This window comes from Kibdelosporangium banguiense (assembly GCF_017876405.1).
Taxonomy (GTDB): Bacteria; Actinomycetota; Actinomycetes; order Mycobacteriales; family Pseudonocardiaceae; genus Kibdelosporangium; species Kibdelosporangium banguiense.
In genome coordinates this window covers 11,543,147-11,557,820 of the sequence record NZ_JAGINW010000001.1, presented here as the reverse complement: position 1 = coordinate 11,557,820, position 14,674 = coordinate 11,543,147, and the positions used below count along the sequence as shown (strand labels likewise).

Below are 14,674 nucleotides of genomic sequence, written 5' to 3'. Positions count from 1 at the left end.
ACGTCCCCAATGTGGCATTGGGGACACACTTCAAGCGCTCTGTGCGGGGTGAGTCGCCCACACGAGGTATGCGGACGTGTTGGCGGGGCTGGGGAAGTACTTGAGTGCGTTTTCCGGCTCAGTCAACACGTACTGGGTTCGGCCGTCGACCGTCGTGACGTAGGCGCTCTCGTCGAGAGCCATGCCCCATCCGGCGATTTGGGCATCGATCTGTTCGCCGTACTCCAGGACAACCGCGAACACGCGGGGCGCCTGGTCGGCGACCATTTCCGCGACCAGTGCGGGGAAATCGGCGTCGTCAAGTGATGTGTCTGTCGTGTGGGTCATGGTGGTACTCCAGTAGAAGGTGGTAGTCAGATTCGGCGCCGCGCCCGGGATCCAGTCGCGGCCAGGCAGCCAGGGCATCGGAACCTGTGACCCCGCTCGACTTCGGTCAGTCGGTCCACTTTGAACCGCTGTGTGCAGCCCATCGGTTCGAGCACAGGGAAGCCGGCAGCCAGGTCGATGTGCGCGAACGCGTGCGCAGTCCGGTGCCCTGCCCGGGTCTTCCAGGTCCAACGGCAAGTCATGTCGCGCTCCGAAACTCTGCGAGCAGTTCGCTGTGAAAGTAGACTCGCGCCAGAAAATTGGCTAGCGCTTACGAGCGCTGAAAGTGGAGGGCCCTCCGTGTCGCATCCCCGTGACCGTGCGATCGGTGCTCAGCTCCGGGCGATTCGCAAAACGCAGACCGATCTGAAGCTGGAGGACGCCGCGGAGCTTCTGCAGTGGTCGCCTGCCACATACAGCCGGATCGAGACCGGCAAACGTCATGTGACCAGTGAGGAGGTCATGGCGATCCTGGTCGCGTACAAAGTGCCGGTGGCCCAGCGGGATGAGATGGTCGCGAAGGCCAAGAACAACATGCAGCCGGGGTGGTGGGATGCGCCGCTGCCTGGTGTGTCGCCAGACTTCGGCACTCTGGCGAGCTACGAAGCGGAAGCTGATCGGCTGACCGACTGGTCACCGCTCTTGGTCCCCGGCCTCATGCAGACTCACGGCTATGCGCGTGGCTACATGCTCCAAGCGGGCGGTGCGCCACAGGATGTCGAAGTCCGATGGATGGCCAGATTTCAACGCCAGCAAGCACTCCGGCGTGTGAGGTACACCGGATACATTGGTGCGGCGGCGTTGCATACCCGGTTTGGGACTGAGAACGAGTTCACGGAGCAGCTTCAACACCTGCATGTCATGGCGAGTGCCGTGAACACGAGTATCCGGAACGTGCGGCGCACTCAGCCATGCTGCATTCGTTCCTGCTGATCGAGTTCCCTCAGGCCGATGCGGTCACCTACATCGAACTCGTGAGAGGCAGGGGCGTATACCTGTCGCAGGGGGAGGTGGCCTACTACTCGCGCATCAGTGATGAGCTGGACCGAATCGCCCTTTCAGCCCGTGAAAGCAGGGATATCCTACGAGCGATCGTCAGAGAACGAGAGGGTTGAGTGATGGAGTGGCGTAAGTCGTCGCGGTCCGGCAATGAGGGCAACTGTGTCGAGTTAGCGGGCACTCTCACTGCTGTGCGCGATTCGAAGCAGCCTGCCGCGATGCTGGTCGTTGATGTGCGTGCCCTGGTGGAGGCCGTCAAGGGCGGCAAGTTCGACCAGTAGCTGGCGTGTGTATGTCCCCAATGCCACATTGGGGACATGCGATGCCCCCAATGTGGCATTGGGGGCACACCTTTATGCCCCGAAAGCCACTTTGGGGGCACGCGAACTGCGCGTTAGAAGGAGACGCGTTCGACGCTGTCGGCGCGCAGTACTGATTGCTGCTGGAACTGTCGCTTGTAGTCGGTCCGGATTTCCTCGATGTCCTTGTTGGCTTTCCGGTTTGTGTACGGGTACAGCAGGATCAGCTGGTAGGAGTTCTCCTTGCCACCCATCCACTGGCCGTGGGCCTCCAGCCAGGTCAGGCCGTCGGGGAACGCGGGGGTGACTTCCTTGTCCAGGAACAGTTCGAACTGGGCGGGGGTGATCACCGTGCCGTCCGGGCGGCTGCCGCCGAAGAACAGCTCGGTGCGCTTGTAGGAGTCCCCAGGCGTCTGCTCAACAGCCACAGGAGCAGCGGTGGAGGCCGCGCTCGCGCCCAGCATCAGGGCGGCCACTATGCCTGCGATCGCGGTACGTCGTGTCGTCATGGCGTTATTCAAACGCCCACGTCATGGCTCTGTCCTGTTGTTTCGAGCAATGTCCGGACCCTGGGATCTGCCCGGTCGGGCAGTGGTGGCACACTGGTCGCCCGCGAAATCAACCTGGGGTGGGGTACGCGATGCCGTTTTTCGCAGGCGGGGCCTTCGGCCTGATCGTCATGGGACTCTGGATCTTCTGTCTGGTCGACGTGATCACCACAGTCGACGGCACGACCCGCAATCTGCCCAAGATGGGCTGGTTGCTGATCGTCCTGCTGCTGCCGCTGATCGGCTCCATCCTGTGGCTGGTCGCCGGGCGGCCGGAGCGGGTCGGCGGTCCCTATCAGGGGCCGCGGAGCCGGTTCCCGGAGTACGAGCGGCCCGGCCGTCATGTCGCGCAGAGCCCGGAGGACGACGCCGAGTTCCTGCGTAAGTGCCGTGAACGGGCCGAGCAGCAGCGCAAGGCCGCGAAGCCAAGGGAAGAGTCATAGGTGTCCTGGGGCTGGTCGCCGCCGCGTGTTTCGGCGTCGACCAGCGCCTTTATGACGAGATCGCCAAGCCGGCAGTCGAGCGCGGCTGGCGTCTCGCCGTGACCTTGACGCCGACGGCAGAGCGTTGGCTGAAGGCGTCCGGCGAGTTCGACCGCGTTGCCGCGCTGACTGATCTGCCGGTTCGCAGCACGTCGAGGCTGCCCGGGGAACCACGCCCGCACCCGGACCCGGAGGCGTTCCTGTTCGCCCCGGCCAGTGCGGGATCCACCGCCAAACTCGCGCTGGGCCTTGCCGACAATCAGGCGCTCACCGCGCTGTGCGAGGTGGTCGGTGACCCCACGGTCCGGGTTGTGGTCTGCCCGCAGTTGAGTGAGCAGCAGGCCAGGCATCCGGCGTGGCCACGGCATCTGGAGACGCTGGCGAGCGTGGGCGTGATCGTCCGGCGGATCATGCCTGACCAACCGTGGACTGGCGCGCTGGACGCCCTGCACGTGCCCACCACGCCCGAACCATAGACTTCAGGACGTGTCTGCAGATCCGATGATCGCGCCGAGCATCCTGGCCTCCGACTTCGCCCGCCTGGCCGACGAGCTGCATGCCATCGCGGGTGCGGACTGGGTGCACGTGGACGTGATGGACGCGCATTTCGTGCCCAACCTGACCCTGGGACTGCCGGTGGTCGAGGCGTTGCTGAAGGTGACCGACATCCCGATGGACTGTCACCTGATGATCGACGACCCGGACCGCTGGGCGATCGACTACGCCGAGGCCGGTGCGTACAACGTCACCGTGCACGCCGAGGCTGCGGGCGACCCGGTCAAGCTCGCCGCGAACCTGCGCGCCGCCGGTGCCAAGGCCGGTCTGTCGATCAAGCCGGGCACTCCGCTCGAGCCCTGGACCGAGGTGCTCAAGCACTACGACACGTTGCTGGTGATGTCGGTCGAACCGGGTTTCGGCGGGCAGTCGTTCATGCCGGAGGTCCTCGACAAGGTCCGCGCGGCGCGCAGGCTGGTCGACACCGGGCACTTGAAGCTGCTGGTGGAGATCGACGGGGGAATCAACACCGACACCATCGAGTTGGCAGCACAAGCAGGCGTCGACTGTTTCGTGGCCGGATCAGCCATCTACAGCGCGGACGAGCCCGCCAAAGCCATCGAAGCACTGCGTGACCAGGCGTCACGCGCCAAGGGAGGGAACTAGATGTTCACCGGGATCGTCGAGGAGCGCGGCCGGATCGTGGCCGTCGAGCCGCTGCCGGACGCCGCGCGGCTGACCGTGGCGGGCCCGCTTGTGACATCGGACGCGAAGCACGGCGACTCGATCGCGGTCAACGGCGTGTGCCTGACGGTCGTGGACGTGTCCGACGGAGCGTTCACCGTCGACGTGGTCCACGAATCGCTGCTGCGCTCGAGTCTGGCCAAGGCGCAGGCCGGTGACCAGGTCAACCTGGAGCGCGCGATGGCGCTCGGCGACCGGCTCGGGGGGCACATCATGCAGGGCCACGTGGACGGCACCGGCGTGTTCGTCTCCCGGGACGAAGCCGGGCTGACGACCTTCGAACTGCCCGCTGACCTGGCTCGATACGTGGTCGAGAAGGGCTCGATCGCGATCGACGGCATATCGCTGACCGTCGCCTCCGTACAGGGTGACAAGTTCACCGTCGCGCTGATCCCGACGACGCTGGAGCTGACCACCATGGGCCTGCGTCAGCCGGGCGACGTGGTGAACATCGAGGTGGACGTGCTCGCCAAGTACGTCGAGCGGCTCGCTGTGCCGCACATCGCAACGGCAGTGGCCGCCGGACAGGGCCACAATGGGCCTCGGAACTAAGGGAGGCGCTGTGGCCGGCTTGAACGACATCGAACGCGCGATCAGGGACATCGCCGACGGGCGGCCCGTGATCGTGGTCGACGACGAGGACCGCGAGAACGAGGGCGATCTGATCTTCGCGGCCGAGAAGGCCACACCCGAGCTGGTCGCGTTCATGGTCCGGTACACGTCCGGGTACATCTGCGTGCCGCTGACCGAGACCGACTGCGACCGGCTCGACCTGCCGCCGATGTTCCACACCAACCAGGACCGCCGCGGCACGGCCTACACCGTCACGGTCGACGCGAGCGACGGCATCGGCACGGGCATTTCGGCTGCCGACCGCGCGCACACCATCCGGCTGCTGGCCGACCCTGACTCCAAGCCGACCGACTTCAGGCGGCCCGGACACGTGGTTCCCTTGCGTGCCAAGGAAGGCGGGGTGCTGCGCCGTCCAGGGCACACCGAGGCCGCGATCGACCTCGCGGTGATGGCCGGGCTCAGGCCCGCCGGTGTGCTGTGCGAGATCGTGTCCCAAAAGGACGATGGCGATATGGCCCGGCGCGACGAGCTCGAAGTGTTCGCGGCCGAGCACGACCTCGCGATCATCTCGATCGCCGAGATGATCGCCTACCGGCGGCGCAACGAGAAGCAGGTCACGCGAGTCGCCGAGGCCCGGATCCCGACCGCGCACGGATCATTCCGCGCGGTCGGTTACGACAGCCTGCTCGACGGGATCGAGCACATCGCTCTCGTCTACGGCGAGATCGGTGACGGTACTGAGGTGCTCGTGCGTGTGCACTCCGAATGCCTGACCGGTGACGTGTTCGGCTCCCTGCGCTGCGACTGTGGGCCCCAGCTGGACGCGGCGCTGGAAGCCGTGGCCTCCGAAGGCCGTGGGATCGTGCTCTACATGCGTGGCCACGAAGGCCGCGGTATCGGCCTGATGCACAAGCTGCAGGCGTACCAGCTGCAGGACGACGGCGCCGACACCGTCGACGCGAACCTCGCGCTCGGCGTCCCCGCCGACGCACGCGACTACGGCACTGGCGCGCAGATCCTGTCCGACCTGGGCGTGAAGACCATGCGGCTGCTGACCAACAACCCCGCGAAGCGCGTCGGGCTCGAAGGATATGGTCTGACCGTGGTCGACCGCGTGCCGCTGTCGGTGTGGCCGAACCCGGAGAACCTCCGGTACCTGCGCACCAAGCGTGACCGGATGGGCCACGAGCTGGGCAACCTCGAGCACTTCGAAGGAGAGACGCAGCAGTGAGTGGTGAGGGCCGGCCAGAGGCGTCCGTGCCGCAGTGTGAGGGCATCCGGCTCGCGATAGCCGCGACACGGTGGCACGGCAAGATCACCGATACGTTGCTGGAGCGCGCGCTGGCCGCGGCCAAGCAGGCCAAGATCGAGGAGCCGACCGTGGTCCGCGTGGCCGGCGCGATCGAGCTGCCGGTGGTCTGCCAGGAGCTGGCCAAGCACCACGAGGCCGTGGTCGCGCTGGGCGTGGTCGTCCGGGGAGGCACACCGCATTTCGAGTACGTCTGCGACGCCGTGACCGCCGGGCTGACCAGGGTGTCGCTCGACGAGGCCACGCCCGTCGGCAACGGCGTGCTGACCGTGAACAACGAGGAGCAGGCCCTGGACCGGGCCGGGCTGCCGGACTCGGCCGAGGACAAGGGCTTCGAGGCCACCGCGGCGGCGCTGGAGGCCGCGATGGTGCTGCGGGGCCTGCGTCAGCCTTGGACAGAGCGAGGATTCGAGTGAGTACCTTCCAGTTCCGGCCTCGCAAGATCCGCTACGTGGCGTCCGCGCTGGCAGTGGCGTTCGTGGCGGTCTTCACGGTGGTCGCGATCCTGCTGCGCAGCGAGTGGACCGGCGCGTACTTCCAGCTTTCCGACCAGATCGCCATGGTCGGCATCGGCGTGATGCTCGCGCTCGGGGTGCTGCTGTTCGCGCGTTCCCGTGTGCGGGCCGACGAGGCCGGCATCGAGATCCGCAACCTGGTGGGTACCAAGCGGTTCGAGTGGGACCAGGTCGAGCACGTCAGCTTCCCGGACGGGGCCTCCTACGCCCGCCTGGAGCTGCCGGACGACGAGTACGTGACGATCATGGCCATTCCGGCGGTGGACGGCGAACGGTCGGTCGGCGCCATGCGCGAACTGCGCCGCCTCAAGGCAGGCGCCGCTCAAGACGCCTGAAACATCCGAGGGTTAAGCCAAATTGTTCAGGTAGTTTCCTATTTGATGGTGTCTTGATCGATCCTTGACGCTGTAGACATCGGATCTCTAACCTGATGTGGTCCTGTCGTTACAGCGAGGGATCAAGTATGCGCGTTCAACGAGGAACGTCCCTGACACTCATCGCAGCCGTGGTGTTATCGCTCGCCGCCTTGGGTGGGAACGCCCATGGCGAGCCGCGGACCGGCCATCGCGCGCCGCAGAATACCGGGCTGAGACTCTGGTACGACGAACCCGCGACCGACTGGGAGTCGCAGTCGCTGCCGATCGGCAACGGCGCACTCGGCGCGAGTGTGTTCGGCGGTCTGCAGAACGAGCAACTGCAGTTCAACGAGAAGAGCCTGTGGACCGGCGGTCCCGGTTCGCCCGGCTATGACTTCGGCAACTGGCGGTCGCCGCGGCCCGGCGCGATCAAGCAGGTGCAGGACCGGATCGCGGCCGAGACGCAGGTGGCGCCCGAGTGGGTGGCCGGTGTGCTCGGCCAGGGCAAGACCGGTTTCGGCGCCTACCAGACCTTCGGCGACCTGCGGATCTCGCAGCCGCAGGCACCGCCGGACGTCACCGGCTATCAGCGCAGCCTCGACATCGCCAACGCCACCGCCGGGGTCACCTACACCTCCGCCGGCACCACGTTCACCCGTGAGTACTTCGCCTCCGCCACCGACGAAGTCCTTGTGGGCCGGATCAGCGCCGGCCAGGCCGGGAAGATCGGCTTCACGTTCTCGTTCACCGCGCCGGACAACCGGTCCCGGACGTTCACCGCGAGCAACGGCCGGATCACCTTCGCCGGCAACCTCAACGACAACGGCATGCGGTTCGAGTCGCAGCTGCAGATCCTCAACGAGGGCGGCACGCGTACGGACAACGCCAACGGAACGGTCACCGTCTCCAGTGCCAACGCCGTCACGTTCGTGATGGGCGCGGGCACGAACTACTCCGATGTGTACCCGACCTATCGCACGAACGACCCGCACAACACGGTCACTCAACGAGTCAACGCCGCGTCCACGAAGTCGTTCACTGCCTTGCGATCCGCGCACATCGCGGACTACCGGAACCTGTTCGACCGGGTCGCGCTCGATGTCGGTCAGCAGCTGCCGGACATGCCCACCGACGACCTGCTTCGGGCCTATCGCGGGAATCTGGCGCCGGCGGCCCGGAAAGCGTTGGAGGTACTGCATTTCCAGTACGGCCGGTACCTGCTGATCGCGTCTTCGCGTGCGGGCTCGTTGCCCGCGAACCTGCAAGGTGTCTGGAACAACTCGACTTCGCCGCCGTGGAGCGCCGACTACCACGTCAACATCAACCTGCAGATGAACTACTGGCCGGCGGAAACCACGAACCTGTCCGAGACCACAGAACCGTTCTTCGGCTACGTGGACTCGATGGTCGCGCCCGGCCGCAAGACCGCGCAGGAGATGTTCGGCAACGACGGCTGGGTCGTGCACAACGAGACGAACCCGTTCGGGTTCACCGGCGTGCACAACTGGGCGACCGCGTTCTGGTTCCCCGAATCGGGAGCGTGGCTCGCGCAGCAGTACTACGAGCACTACCTGTTCACGCGCGACCAGAACTTCCTGCGCGACCGGGCGTACCCGATGATGAAGTCGTTGGCCGAGTTCTGGATCGACGAGCTCGTCGCCGACCCGCGTGACGGCAAACTCGTTGTGTCACCGAGTTTCTCGCCTGAGCAAGGGCCGTTCTCGGCGGGCGCGTCGATGTCGCAGCAGATCGTGTGGGATCTGTTCACCAACACCGCTGAAGCAGCGACAACATTGGGGGACAGTGGTTTCGCCACGCAGGCCCGTAACATCCTCAACCGGCTCGACCCGGGCCTGCGGGTCGGCAAGTGGGGCCAGTTGCAGGAATGGAAGCAGGACTGGGACGACCCGAACAACGACCACCGGCACGTGTCGCACCTGTTCGCGTTGCACCCGGGCCGTCAGATCACCCCGCAGAACAACCCGGATCTCGTTGCGGCGGCACGGACTTCGCTGACCGCCCGTGGTGACGGCGGAACCGGCTGGAGCAAGGCCTGGAAGATCAATTTCTGGGCCCGGCTGCTCGACGGCAACCACTCGCACCTGATGCTGGAGGAACTGCTCAAGAACAGCACACTGAACAACCTGTGGGACACCCACCCGCCGTTCCAGATCGACGGCAACTTCGGTGCCACCGCGGGCGTCGCGGAGATGTTGCTGCAGAGCCATCGCGGTGTGGTCGACGTCCTGCCTGCAGTGCCTGACTTCTGGGATACCGGTTCGGTCCGGGGACTCAAGGCACGCGGTGACGTCACCGTCGACACGGACTGGGTCGGCAGCGTGCCCACGCGGATCGCGCTGAAGCCAGGGCGGGCCGGTCAGCTGAAGGTGGCCAGCGACATGTTCACCGGGCGGTTCCGGCTGGTCGATTCCCAGACCGGTCAAACCGTGCAATACCAGCGTTCGGGCAAGGAGATCTCCTTCAACGCCGTGGCAGGACGGACCTATCTGGCTACTTCGGCCATATCGGTCGCGGTGGACGCGCCGGATCTTGTCGTGGCCGGCACCCCGTTCGAGGCCAAGGTGACAGTGTCCTCGCTTGACGGCCCGATCCCGTCAGCGCAGCTCACCATGGCTTTGCCACAAGGATGGAGCAGCACACCCGCGAGCCACACCGTTCCGTCGATTCGCAATGGACAGTCGCAGACCTACGCCTTCACAGTCAGTCCGTCGGCAGGCGCTGCGAAATACCAGGGCTTACGCGCGGTACTGACTGGAAGAGACTGGCGCACAACAGGCAGCACGCTGGTGCGGATCGATCCGCTGCCGCCGTGCCCGATTCCGCCGTCGAACATGCCGATTGTGGCGTGGGATCCGGTTTCCGGCGGCGTGGTCGACGACAAGTCGACGTTCAACCGCGATGCCACCATCGACGGCACGCCCTCGTATGAGGCCTCCGCGCCGACAGGCTCCGGGTTGGTGCTGAACGGGACATTCCTGCGTACCGCCGGCACTTCGCTCGGATTCCTGCGGGAAGCCACTTTCGCCGCCGAGGTGAAAGTGGGCGGTTCAGGCTCCTACCGGCGGCTGTTCGACTTCCAGCCCAGCGGCAACCCCGGTACCGACGGCATCCTGATCGACCTCACGCCGTCGAACAATGTCCGGTTCATCGGCTCCAACCAGAACGTGACCACCAACGCCGTCGTCCCCACCGGGCGATACGTGGACCTGGTGGTCACGATGACCGACAGCGGCCAGATCGACGTCTACATCGACGGCGTTCGCGCAGGTGGGGCCAACGTTCCCGACGCGGGCATCAACGGCTGCGCCACCCGTCAGCTGAGGTTCGCCGCCGACCAGGACGGCGGTCAACGCCTGACCGGCGCGGTCGACCGAGCGGCGATCTTCGCCAAGGCCCTCACCGCCGAGGAAGTCCCCACTTGGCGCACCCGCGCTTTCGGCTGATCTCGTGCGGCCGCCCACATCCCGCTTTGGTTGATCAGTGCGGCCGCCCACATCCTCCCGGTGGGCGGCCGTCGGCTCAGCTCAGCAGGTCAGAGATCAGTTTCACCATCGCGCCGGGGTCCTCCACGTGCGCGTTGTGGCCGAGACCAGGCAGGACCGTGGCGTTCTCGTCCACTTCCCTGACCTGTTCGGGGCTGCACATCTGGTCGTGCTCGCCGACGGCCAGCACGGCTTCGGCCTGGCTGGCCGCCAGCAGGCCCGGGACGTCCGGACGGCCGACCGCGAAGGTCCTCGGGTCACACGCCAGCCGCCAGCCGTCTGGCGTGCCGACCAGGCCGTAGTCCACGCGGGAATCCTCGATGTCGACCAGCCCGCCCAGGCCCGACACCTTCAGGTAGCGCTCTGCGGCCTCGCTGCGGCCCATGTAGAGCTTGTTCGGGCGTTCGGCGTACGCCTTCGCCCCGGAGAGCTCCGCGGCCGACCACGCGACCTTGATGCCCAGCCCGCACGCCCGGTCGACCGAATTGCCGAACCAGCCGCTGGCCAGCGTCAACCCCAGTACGCCACCCAGCGAATGTCCCAGCACCACAACGTGCTCGTGGTCCTCGATCAGCTCGGCGAGCGCGGCGGCCATGTGCCCGAACGTGTACCGCTCCAGCGGCGCCGACCCGCCGTGACCGGGCAGGTCGGGGGTGATCCAGCGGCACGGGCCGTCCGCGAGTTGTTCGTGAACGCCTTGCCACACATCACCTGTCGCGCCCAGTCCGTGCAACAGCAGAACGACTGCGTCGCCGGAACCGCCACGCTGAACCCTCAGCCGGTCTTCCATCCGACAGATAGTGCCACAAGACGGGGCACCTACAGGCTGGGGAACCAGTCCGAGGTGACCACGGGGTGCTCCGGCTTCCAGCCGGTGGCCTCGGTGAGCTTGGTCGACACCACGCGCTGCGACCGCGCCATGATCTTCAGGAAGCCGAAGGTCAACGGGACCGTGCGTGCCTTGCGGGCCCCGGCCTTGTGGGCCACCACGGCACCGAAGTCCTTCTTGCGCAACGGCGTCGCGCCCACGTTGTACACGCCACTCGGGGCTGAAAGCGCTGCCACGATCGCGGTACCGACGTCGGAGGGGTGCACCGGCGTGATCCAGCCGTCCTTCTTGCCGAAATACGACGGGCCACGGCCGCTGGCGCCCTTGAGGATCCACCTCGTCAGCGGCTCGTCGCCGTGCACGTTCGCGATCCGCAGACGGACCGCGATCCGGCCCTCACTGGCGAATGCCTCGACATTCCGGTGCGCGATCAGGGAAGTGTTCGGCGCCCCGACCGGGCTGACCGGTGCGAGCTCGTCCAGCTCGTTCTCGCCGCCGTCGGCGTACACCAGCGCGACGCCTTCCTGCACGAGAATCCCCACATCGGCGGCCTTCGCCGCGGTGACAAGGGCTTTGCTGCCCTCGATACGGATACGCCCGTTCTCCGCCCAGCTGGACGACCGGATCAGCTTTCCGCCGACGGGAACCCGCGTCGCCACGTTGATGACCGCGTCGTGCCCGTGCAACGCCTCGGTCAGCGAGTCGACGTCGAACAGGTCCGCCACAACGGGCTCTGCCCCGAGCTTCTTGACCGCGGCAGCGCGTTCGTTGTTGCGCGCCAGCCCAGTCACCTTGTGCCCGGCCGCGAGCAGTCCCGGCAACGCGGCCCGCCCCAGCACTCCGGTCGATCCGATCAGCAGAACTCGCACCGCGGCCTTCCCTTCCACCACGCCTGATGTCGACCTCGTCGACCTCATGGTGGGACAGGCCACAAGAACTGTCAGCCCCTGTCCAAACGCTTATCCGCCGGTCACTCGCGCGGAAACGACAGCAGCATCTCGTCGGTGAAGATCTCCAAACGGCCGCGGCCGTTGCGCTTGGCCTGATACATCGCGACATCCGCGCGCCGCATCAAATCGGCGGGGTCGGGCATTCCCGGTGTGCTCAACGCTATTCCGATACTGGCGTTGACGCGCAACTGCCGACCTGCGATCGGCATCGGTTCGCCCAGCGTACGGAGAATCCGCTCCGCTACTCGGACCGCGTCGGCGATCGTGGAAACGCCGTACAACAGCACGGCGAATTCGTCCCCGCCGAACCGCGCGGCGACATCGATGGCGCGCAGCTGCGATTTCAACCGCCCTGCCGTGATCGTCAGAAGATCGTCACCGGCGGCGTGCCCGAGGGTGTCGTTGACCGCTTTGAACCTGTCCAGGTCCAGGAAGAGCAAAGCGACCCGTTTGGCCTCGTGTTCGGCCGCGCCGAGCCGTTTGCTCAGCTGTTCCAGGAAAAGCCCGCGGCTGGCCAGGCCGGTCAGGGAATCGTGGAACGCCTGGTACATCCGGTCGACGGTGTTCGCGTCGGTCAGCGCCAGGCTGACGTGTTCGGCGAACGCCCGCAAAGTCTGCACATCGGAGGCCGAATACGCCCGAGTCTGCCGGTGCGAGCCCACCATCAGGCTCCCGGTGACCGTGCCGCTGTCGTGCACAGGGGCGGCCATCGAGGCGCACAGCCGACCGTCGGTGAGCTCCGCGATGAGCGACGACGTCTCCCCATAGCCGTGCAGCACGACCACGTCGTCGGTCAGCATCGCCTGACCAGCGGCGCCCGCCTCGGCCAGCGGGACTTTCGGGCGATACCGGGCCACTCCGGTCCGCAGCCCGACGTGCGCGACGAGCTTGGTGTCCTCGCCGTCGGGTGTCTCACGCAGCCACAGCCCGACGATGTCGTCACCGAGCAGGTCCTGCGCGGCCCCGGTGATCATGTCGAGGATCTGGGCGAGCGGCCGGCGCCGGGAGATCGCGCGTTGGATGTCGAACAGGTGCTCGACCAGGCGCTGCCGTTGCCGCAGGGACTTCAGCAGCTCGGCGTTCTCCTGGGCCTGGCGGTCGCTGCGTTGCATCGCGCGCAACATGTTCAGGGTCAGCTCCAGCAGCCGCGCCATCCCACGGACCAGGTTCTGTTCCTGGACGGTGAACGCCTCGTCCCACCGCGCGAGCACGAGGCCGCCAGGATGCGTGCCGCCCCACTTGGCCGTGACCGTCGCGCAGTCGCCCACCCCGGGAACTTTCAGCTTCTCCTGCTCGTGCCGGGCCACGGCGACCAGGTCGCCGTCGGGTGCCTGCCCGGCCGGAAAGCCGACCGACGCCGCCACATGATCACCGAAGACCACCGCGGCGACCTCGGCCTCCAATGCCTGGGCGGCCCGTTCGGCAGCACCCCGTACCGCGGACTCCTCATCCGGGTACGACGAGATCACGGCCAGCAGCTCGAGCAGCTGCTGACCCAGGTGCCATCCGTCCTCGTCGGTCATCTCAACCGATAGCCAACACCGCGAGGGTCTGGTTGTGGAAGCCGTCGATGCCACGAATCCGCGCGATCTCGCCATAGGTGTAGAAACCGGAGAACGGCGCGTTGCGGGCCCACTTGGCGATCCGCTCGTTCTCCCGCCGGATCCCCTCGCAGCCGAGCACCGCCCGCAGGGCCGCGCAGCTGAACGCCAGGATCCCCGCCGGTTCCCGGTCGCCGAGATCGCCGAGGACGGCTTCGCACACGGTGTCGGTGGCCGCCAGGATGGAGTCCTCGTCGCCGGTCATCGCCCACGTCAGTCCGCCGTGGTCGATCGCGGTGCCGCTGCCGATGGACCGGCCCTCGATGTCGATCTCGGTGGAGAGGTTGCGGGCCTCGACCCCGCTGCGCCGCTGCACTCCCAGTGGCCGGGACATCGCGAAGTCCATAAAGGCCTGGCGGTCGGTGTACGCCTCCGGCGGCGCGCCCAGCCGGTCGAGGTAGACGTCCATCGCGGGCCGGTCGTCCAATGTGTACACACGGCCGTTGCCCGCGCTGGTGACGATCATCGGCTCGCCGATCTTGCGCCAGCCGTGGCCGACCGCGACCGCCAGCGGGGCCTCTGAGGCGATCGTGGCGCCGACGACCGCGTCGGTCATCACCTCGTCGTCACGGATCACAATGGTGTGTGCCATCCGCCAGCCGTCGCCCGCGGCACCGCCGATGAGCGGGATGCTCGCGCCGACAACGCCGTAGCAGCCGCGCAGAATCGCTTCCTGGTCACGGATCTTGCCGTCGGTCAGGATCATCAGGATCCGGTGCGGCAGGTCGGGGACTTTGCCCGTGCACTGGGCGATCTGCGCGCCGGCGTCCCGCTGCCGCCCGGACACGGACTCGGCGGCCGCCGTGCTCACCGCGATCCCGGGACCGCCGATCGCGGTCACCAGAACGGTTCCGTCGGTCGGCCCGCCGGGCGCGATCTCGCCGTGCGTGGAGCACCCGATCAGCGGGACATCCGGGGCGATCTCCCGGATGGCGGTCACCACCGCGCCCGGGTCGTGCGTGATCGCGAAGTAGACGATGATCAGCTTCGGGTCCTTGCCGATCAGTGCCTCCGCGGTCGCGGTCGCCGCGGCCGACCGGGAATCGGCGTCCGCGCTACGGCCGACGCCCATCCAACGTCTGCTGTCAGACCCGGGTTGATCCAT

At 66.8% G+C, this 14,674-nt stretch carries 15 protein-coding genes and 1 pseudogene; 10 read left to right on the top strand and 6 right to left on the bottom strand.

Annotation, left to right across the window (positions count from 1 at the left end; genetic code table 11):
• Window positions 1-30: 30 nt before the first annotated feature.
• The gene (locus JOF56_RS51680) at window positions 31-327 is read right to left on the bottom strand and encodes a hypothetical protein (protein WP_209646775.1); all 297 of its coding nucleotides are present in this window, start codon (window positions 325-327) and stop codon (window positions 31-33) included.
• A gap of 177 nt (window positions 328-504) precedes the next feature.
• Between JOF56_RS51680 and JOF56_RS61055 the strand changes: the two are divergent.
• Both JOF56_RS61055 and JOF56_RS51670 read left to right on the top strand, forming a co-directional pair.
• A pseudogene (locus JOF56_RS61055) lies at window positions 505-1,481 on the top strand (helix-turn-helix domain-containing protein).
• 3 nt (window positions 1,482-1,484) lie between these two features.
• Entirely contained in the window at window positions 1,485-1,646 is a 162-nt protein-coding gene (locus JOF56_RS51670) for a DUF397 domain-containing protein (protein WP_209646773.1), read from the top strand.
• A 113-nt stretch (window positions 1,647-1,759) separates the two neighbouring features.
• Here JOF56_RS51670 and JOF56_RS51665 read toward each other — a convergent pair whose 3' ends face one another.
• Window positions 1,760-2,173 (bottom strand): DUF3574 domain-containing protein, encoded by a 414-nt coding sequence (locus tag JOF56_RS51665; RefSeq protein ID WP_209646772.1) that lies wholly within the window; start codon window positions 2,171-2,173, stop codon window positions 1,760-1,762.
• 131 nt (window positions 2,174-2,304) lie between these two features.
• Between JOF56_RS51665 and JOF56_RS51660 the strand changes: the two genes are divergently transcribed.
• The 8 genes from JOF56_RS51660 (at window position 2,305) to JOF56_RS51625 (ending at window position 10,150) form a co-directional block, all read left to right on the top strand.
• Window positions 2,305-2,655 carry a PLDc N-terminal domain-containing protein gene (locus JOF56_RS51660; protein ID WP_209646771.1) on the top strand — a complete coding sequence of 117 codons (351 nt, stop codon included), beginning with the start codon at window positions 2,305-2,307 and terminating at the stop codon, window positions 2,653-2,655.
• Complete coding sequence (locus JOF56_RS51655; RefSeq protein WP_209648999.1) at window positions 2,652-3,170, top strand: flavoprotein; 519 nt, start codon at window positions 2,652-2,654, stop codon at window positions 3,168-3,170. Before JOF56_RS51660 ends, JOF56_RS51655 begins: the two co-directional genes overlap by 4 nt.
• A gap of 25 nt (window positions 3,171-3,195) precedes the next feature.
• Entirely contained in the window at window positions 3,196-3,855 is a 660-nt protein-coding gene (rpe, locus tag JOF56_RS51650; RefSeq protein ID WP_209648998.1) for a ribulose-phosphate 3-epimerase, read from the top strand.
• Window positions 3,856-4,485 (top strand): riboflavin synthase, encoded by a 630-nt coding sequence (locus tag JOF56_RS51645; protein ID WP_209646770.1) that lies wholly within the window; start codon window positions 3,856-3,858, stop codon window positions 4,483-4,485. It abuts the gene before it with no gap.
• Window positions 4,469-5,737 carry a bifunctional 3,4-dihydroxy-2-butanone-4-phosphate synthase/GTP cyclohydrolase II gene (locus JOF56_RS51640; RefSeq protein ID WP_209646769.1) on the top strand — a complete coding sequence of 423 codons (1,269 nt, stop codon included), beginning with the start codon at window positions 4,469-4,471 and terminating at the stop codon, window positions 5,735-5,737. The genes JOF56_RS51645 and JOF56_RS51640 overlap by 17 nt, the downstream gene beginning before the upstream one ends.
• Window positions 5,734-6,231: a 6,7-dimethyl-8-ribityllumazine synthase gene (gene ribH, locus JOF56_RS51635; protein ID WP_209646768.1), complete on the top strand. Its 498-nt coding sequence runs from the start codon at window positions 5,734-5,736 to the stop codon at window positions 6,229-6,231. Before JOF56_RS51640 ends, ribH begins: the two co-directional genes overlap by 4 nt.
• Window positions 6,222-6,665, top strand: a complete 444-nt coding sequence (locus JOF56_RS51630; RefSeq protein WP_209648997.1) for a PH domain-containing protein — start codon at window positions 6,222-6,224, stop codon at window positions 6,663-6,665. The genes ribH and JOF56_RS51630 overlap by 10 nt, the downstream gene beginning before the upstream one ends.
• Before the next feature lie 128 nt (window positions 6,666-6,793).
• Complete coding sequence (locus JOF56_RS51625; RefSeq protein WP_209646767.1) at window positions 6,794-10,150, top strand: glycosyl hydrolase family 95 catalytic domain-containing protein; 3,357 nt, start codon at window positions 6,794-6,796, stop codon at window positions 10,148-10,150.
• Between the two features lie 76 nt (window positions 10,151-10,226).
• On the opposite strand, the gene JOF56_RS51620 is transcribed toward JOF56_RS51625, so the two are convergent.
• The 4 genes from JOF56_RS51620 to JOF56_RS51605 all read right to left on the bottom strand — a co-directional run bounded on the left by JOF56_RS51620 (window position 10,227) and on the right by JOF56_RS51605 (window position 14,674).
• Window positions 10,227-10,979 carry an alpha/beta fold hydrolase gene (locus JOF56_RS51620; protein WP_209646766.1) on the bottom strand — a complete coding sequence of 251 codons (753 nt, stop codon included), beginning with the start codon at window positions 10,977-10,979 and terminating at the stop codon, window positions 10,227-10,229.
• A 29-nt stretch (window positions 10,980-11,008) separates the two neighbouring features.
• Window positions 11,009-11,887, bottom strand: a complete 879-nt coding sequence (locus JOF56_RS51615) for an NAD-dependent epimerase/dehydratase family protein (protein WP_209646765.1) — start codon at window positions 11,885-11,887, stop codon at window positions 11,009-11,011.
• Window positions 11,888-11,988: 101 nt separating this feature from the next.
• Window positions 11,989-13,491, bottom strand: a complete 1,503-nt coding sequence (locus tag JOF56_RS51610; RefSeq protein WP_209646764.1) for a sensor domain-containing diguanylate cyclase — start codon at window positions 13,489-13,491, stop codon at window positions 11,989-11,991.
• Between the two features lies 1 nt (window position 13,492).
• The gene (locus tag JOF56_RS51605; RefSeq protein ID WP_209646763.1) at window positions 13,493-14,674 is read right to left on the bottom strand and encodes an FIST signal transduction protein; all 1,182 of its coding nucleotides are present in this window, start codon (window positions 14,672-14,674) and stop codon (window positions 13,493-13,495) included.

Bases quoted from the DNA above. Each gene is read 5' to 3' on its own strand.
- JOF56_RS51645 (WP_209646770.1), top strand. From the start codon at position 3,856: ATGTTCACCGGGATCGTCGAGGAGCGCGGCCGGATCGTGGCCGTCGAG.
- JOF56_RS51625 (WP_209646767.1), top strand. From the start codon at position 6,794: ATGCGCGTTCAACGAGGAACGTCCCTGACACTCATCGCAGCCGTGGTG.
- JOF56_RS51605 (WP_209646763.1), bottom strand. From the start codon at position 14,674: ATGGATCAACCCGGGTCTGACAGCAGACGTTGGATGGGCGTCGGCCGT.
- JOF56_RS51680 (WP_209646775.1), bottom strand. From the start codon at position 327: ATGACCCACACGACAGACACATCACTTGACGACGCCGATTTCCCCGCA.
- JOF56_RS51620 (WP_209646766.1), bottom strand. From the start codon at position 10,979: ATGGAAGACCGGCTGAGGGTTCAGCGTGGCGGTTCCGGCGACGCAGTC.
- JOF56_RS51610 (WP_209646764.1), bottom strand. From the start codon at position 13,491: ATGACCGACGAGGACGGATGGCACCTGGGTCAGCAGCTGCTCGAGCTG.
- JOF56_RS51665 (WP_209646772.1), bottom strand. From the start codon at position 2,173: ATGACGACACGACGTACCGCGATCGCAGGCATAGTGGCCGCCCTGATG.
- JOF56_RS51670 (WP_209646773.1), top strand. From the start codon at position 1,485: ATGGAGTGGCGTAAGTCGTCGCGGTCCGGCAATGAGGGCAACTGTGTC.
- JOF56_RS51660 (WP_209646771.1), top strand. From the start codon at position 2,305: ATGCCGTTTTTCGCAGGCGGGGCCTTCGGCCTGATCGTCATGGGACTC.
- JOF56_RS51640 (WP_209646769.1), top strand. From the start codon at position 4,469: ATGGGCCTCGGAACTAAGGGAGGCGCTGTGGCCGGCTTGAACGACATC.
- rpe (WP_209648998.1), top strand. From the start codon at position 3,196: ATGATCGCGCCGAGCATCCTGGCCTCCGACTTCGCCCGCCTGGCCGAC.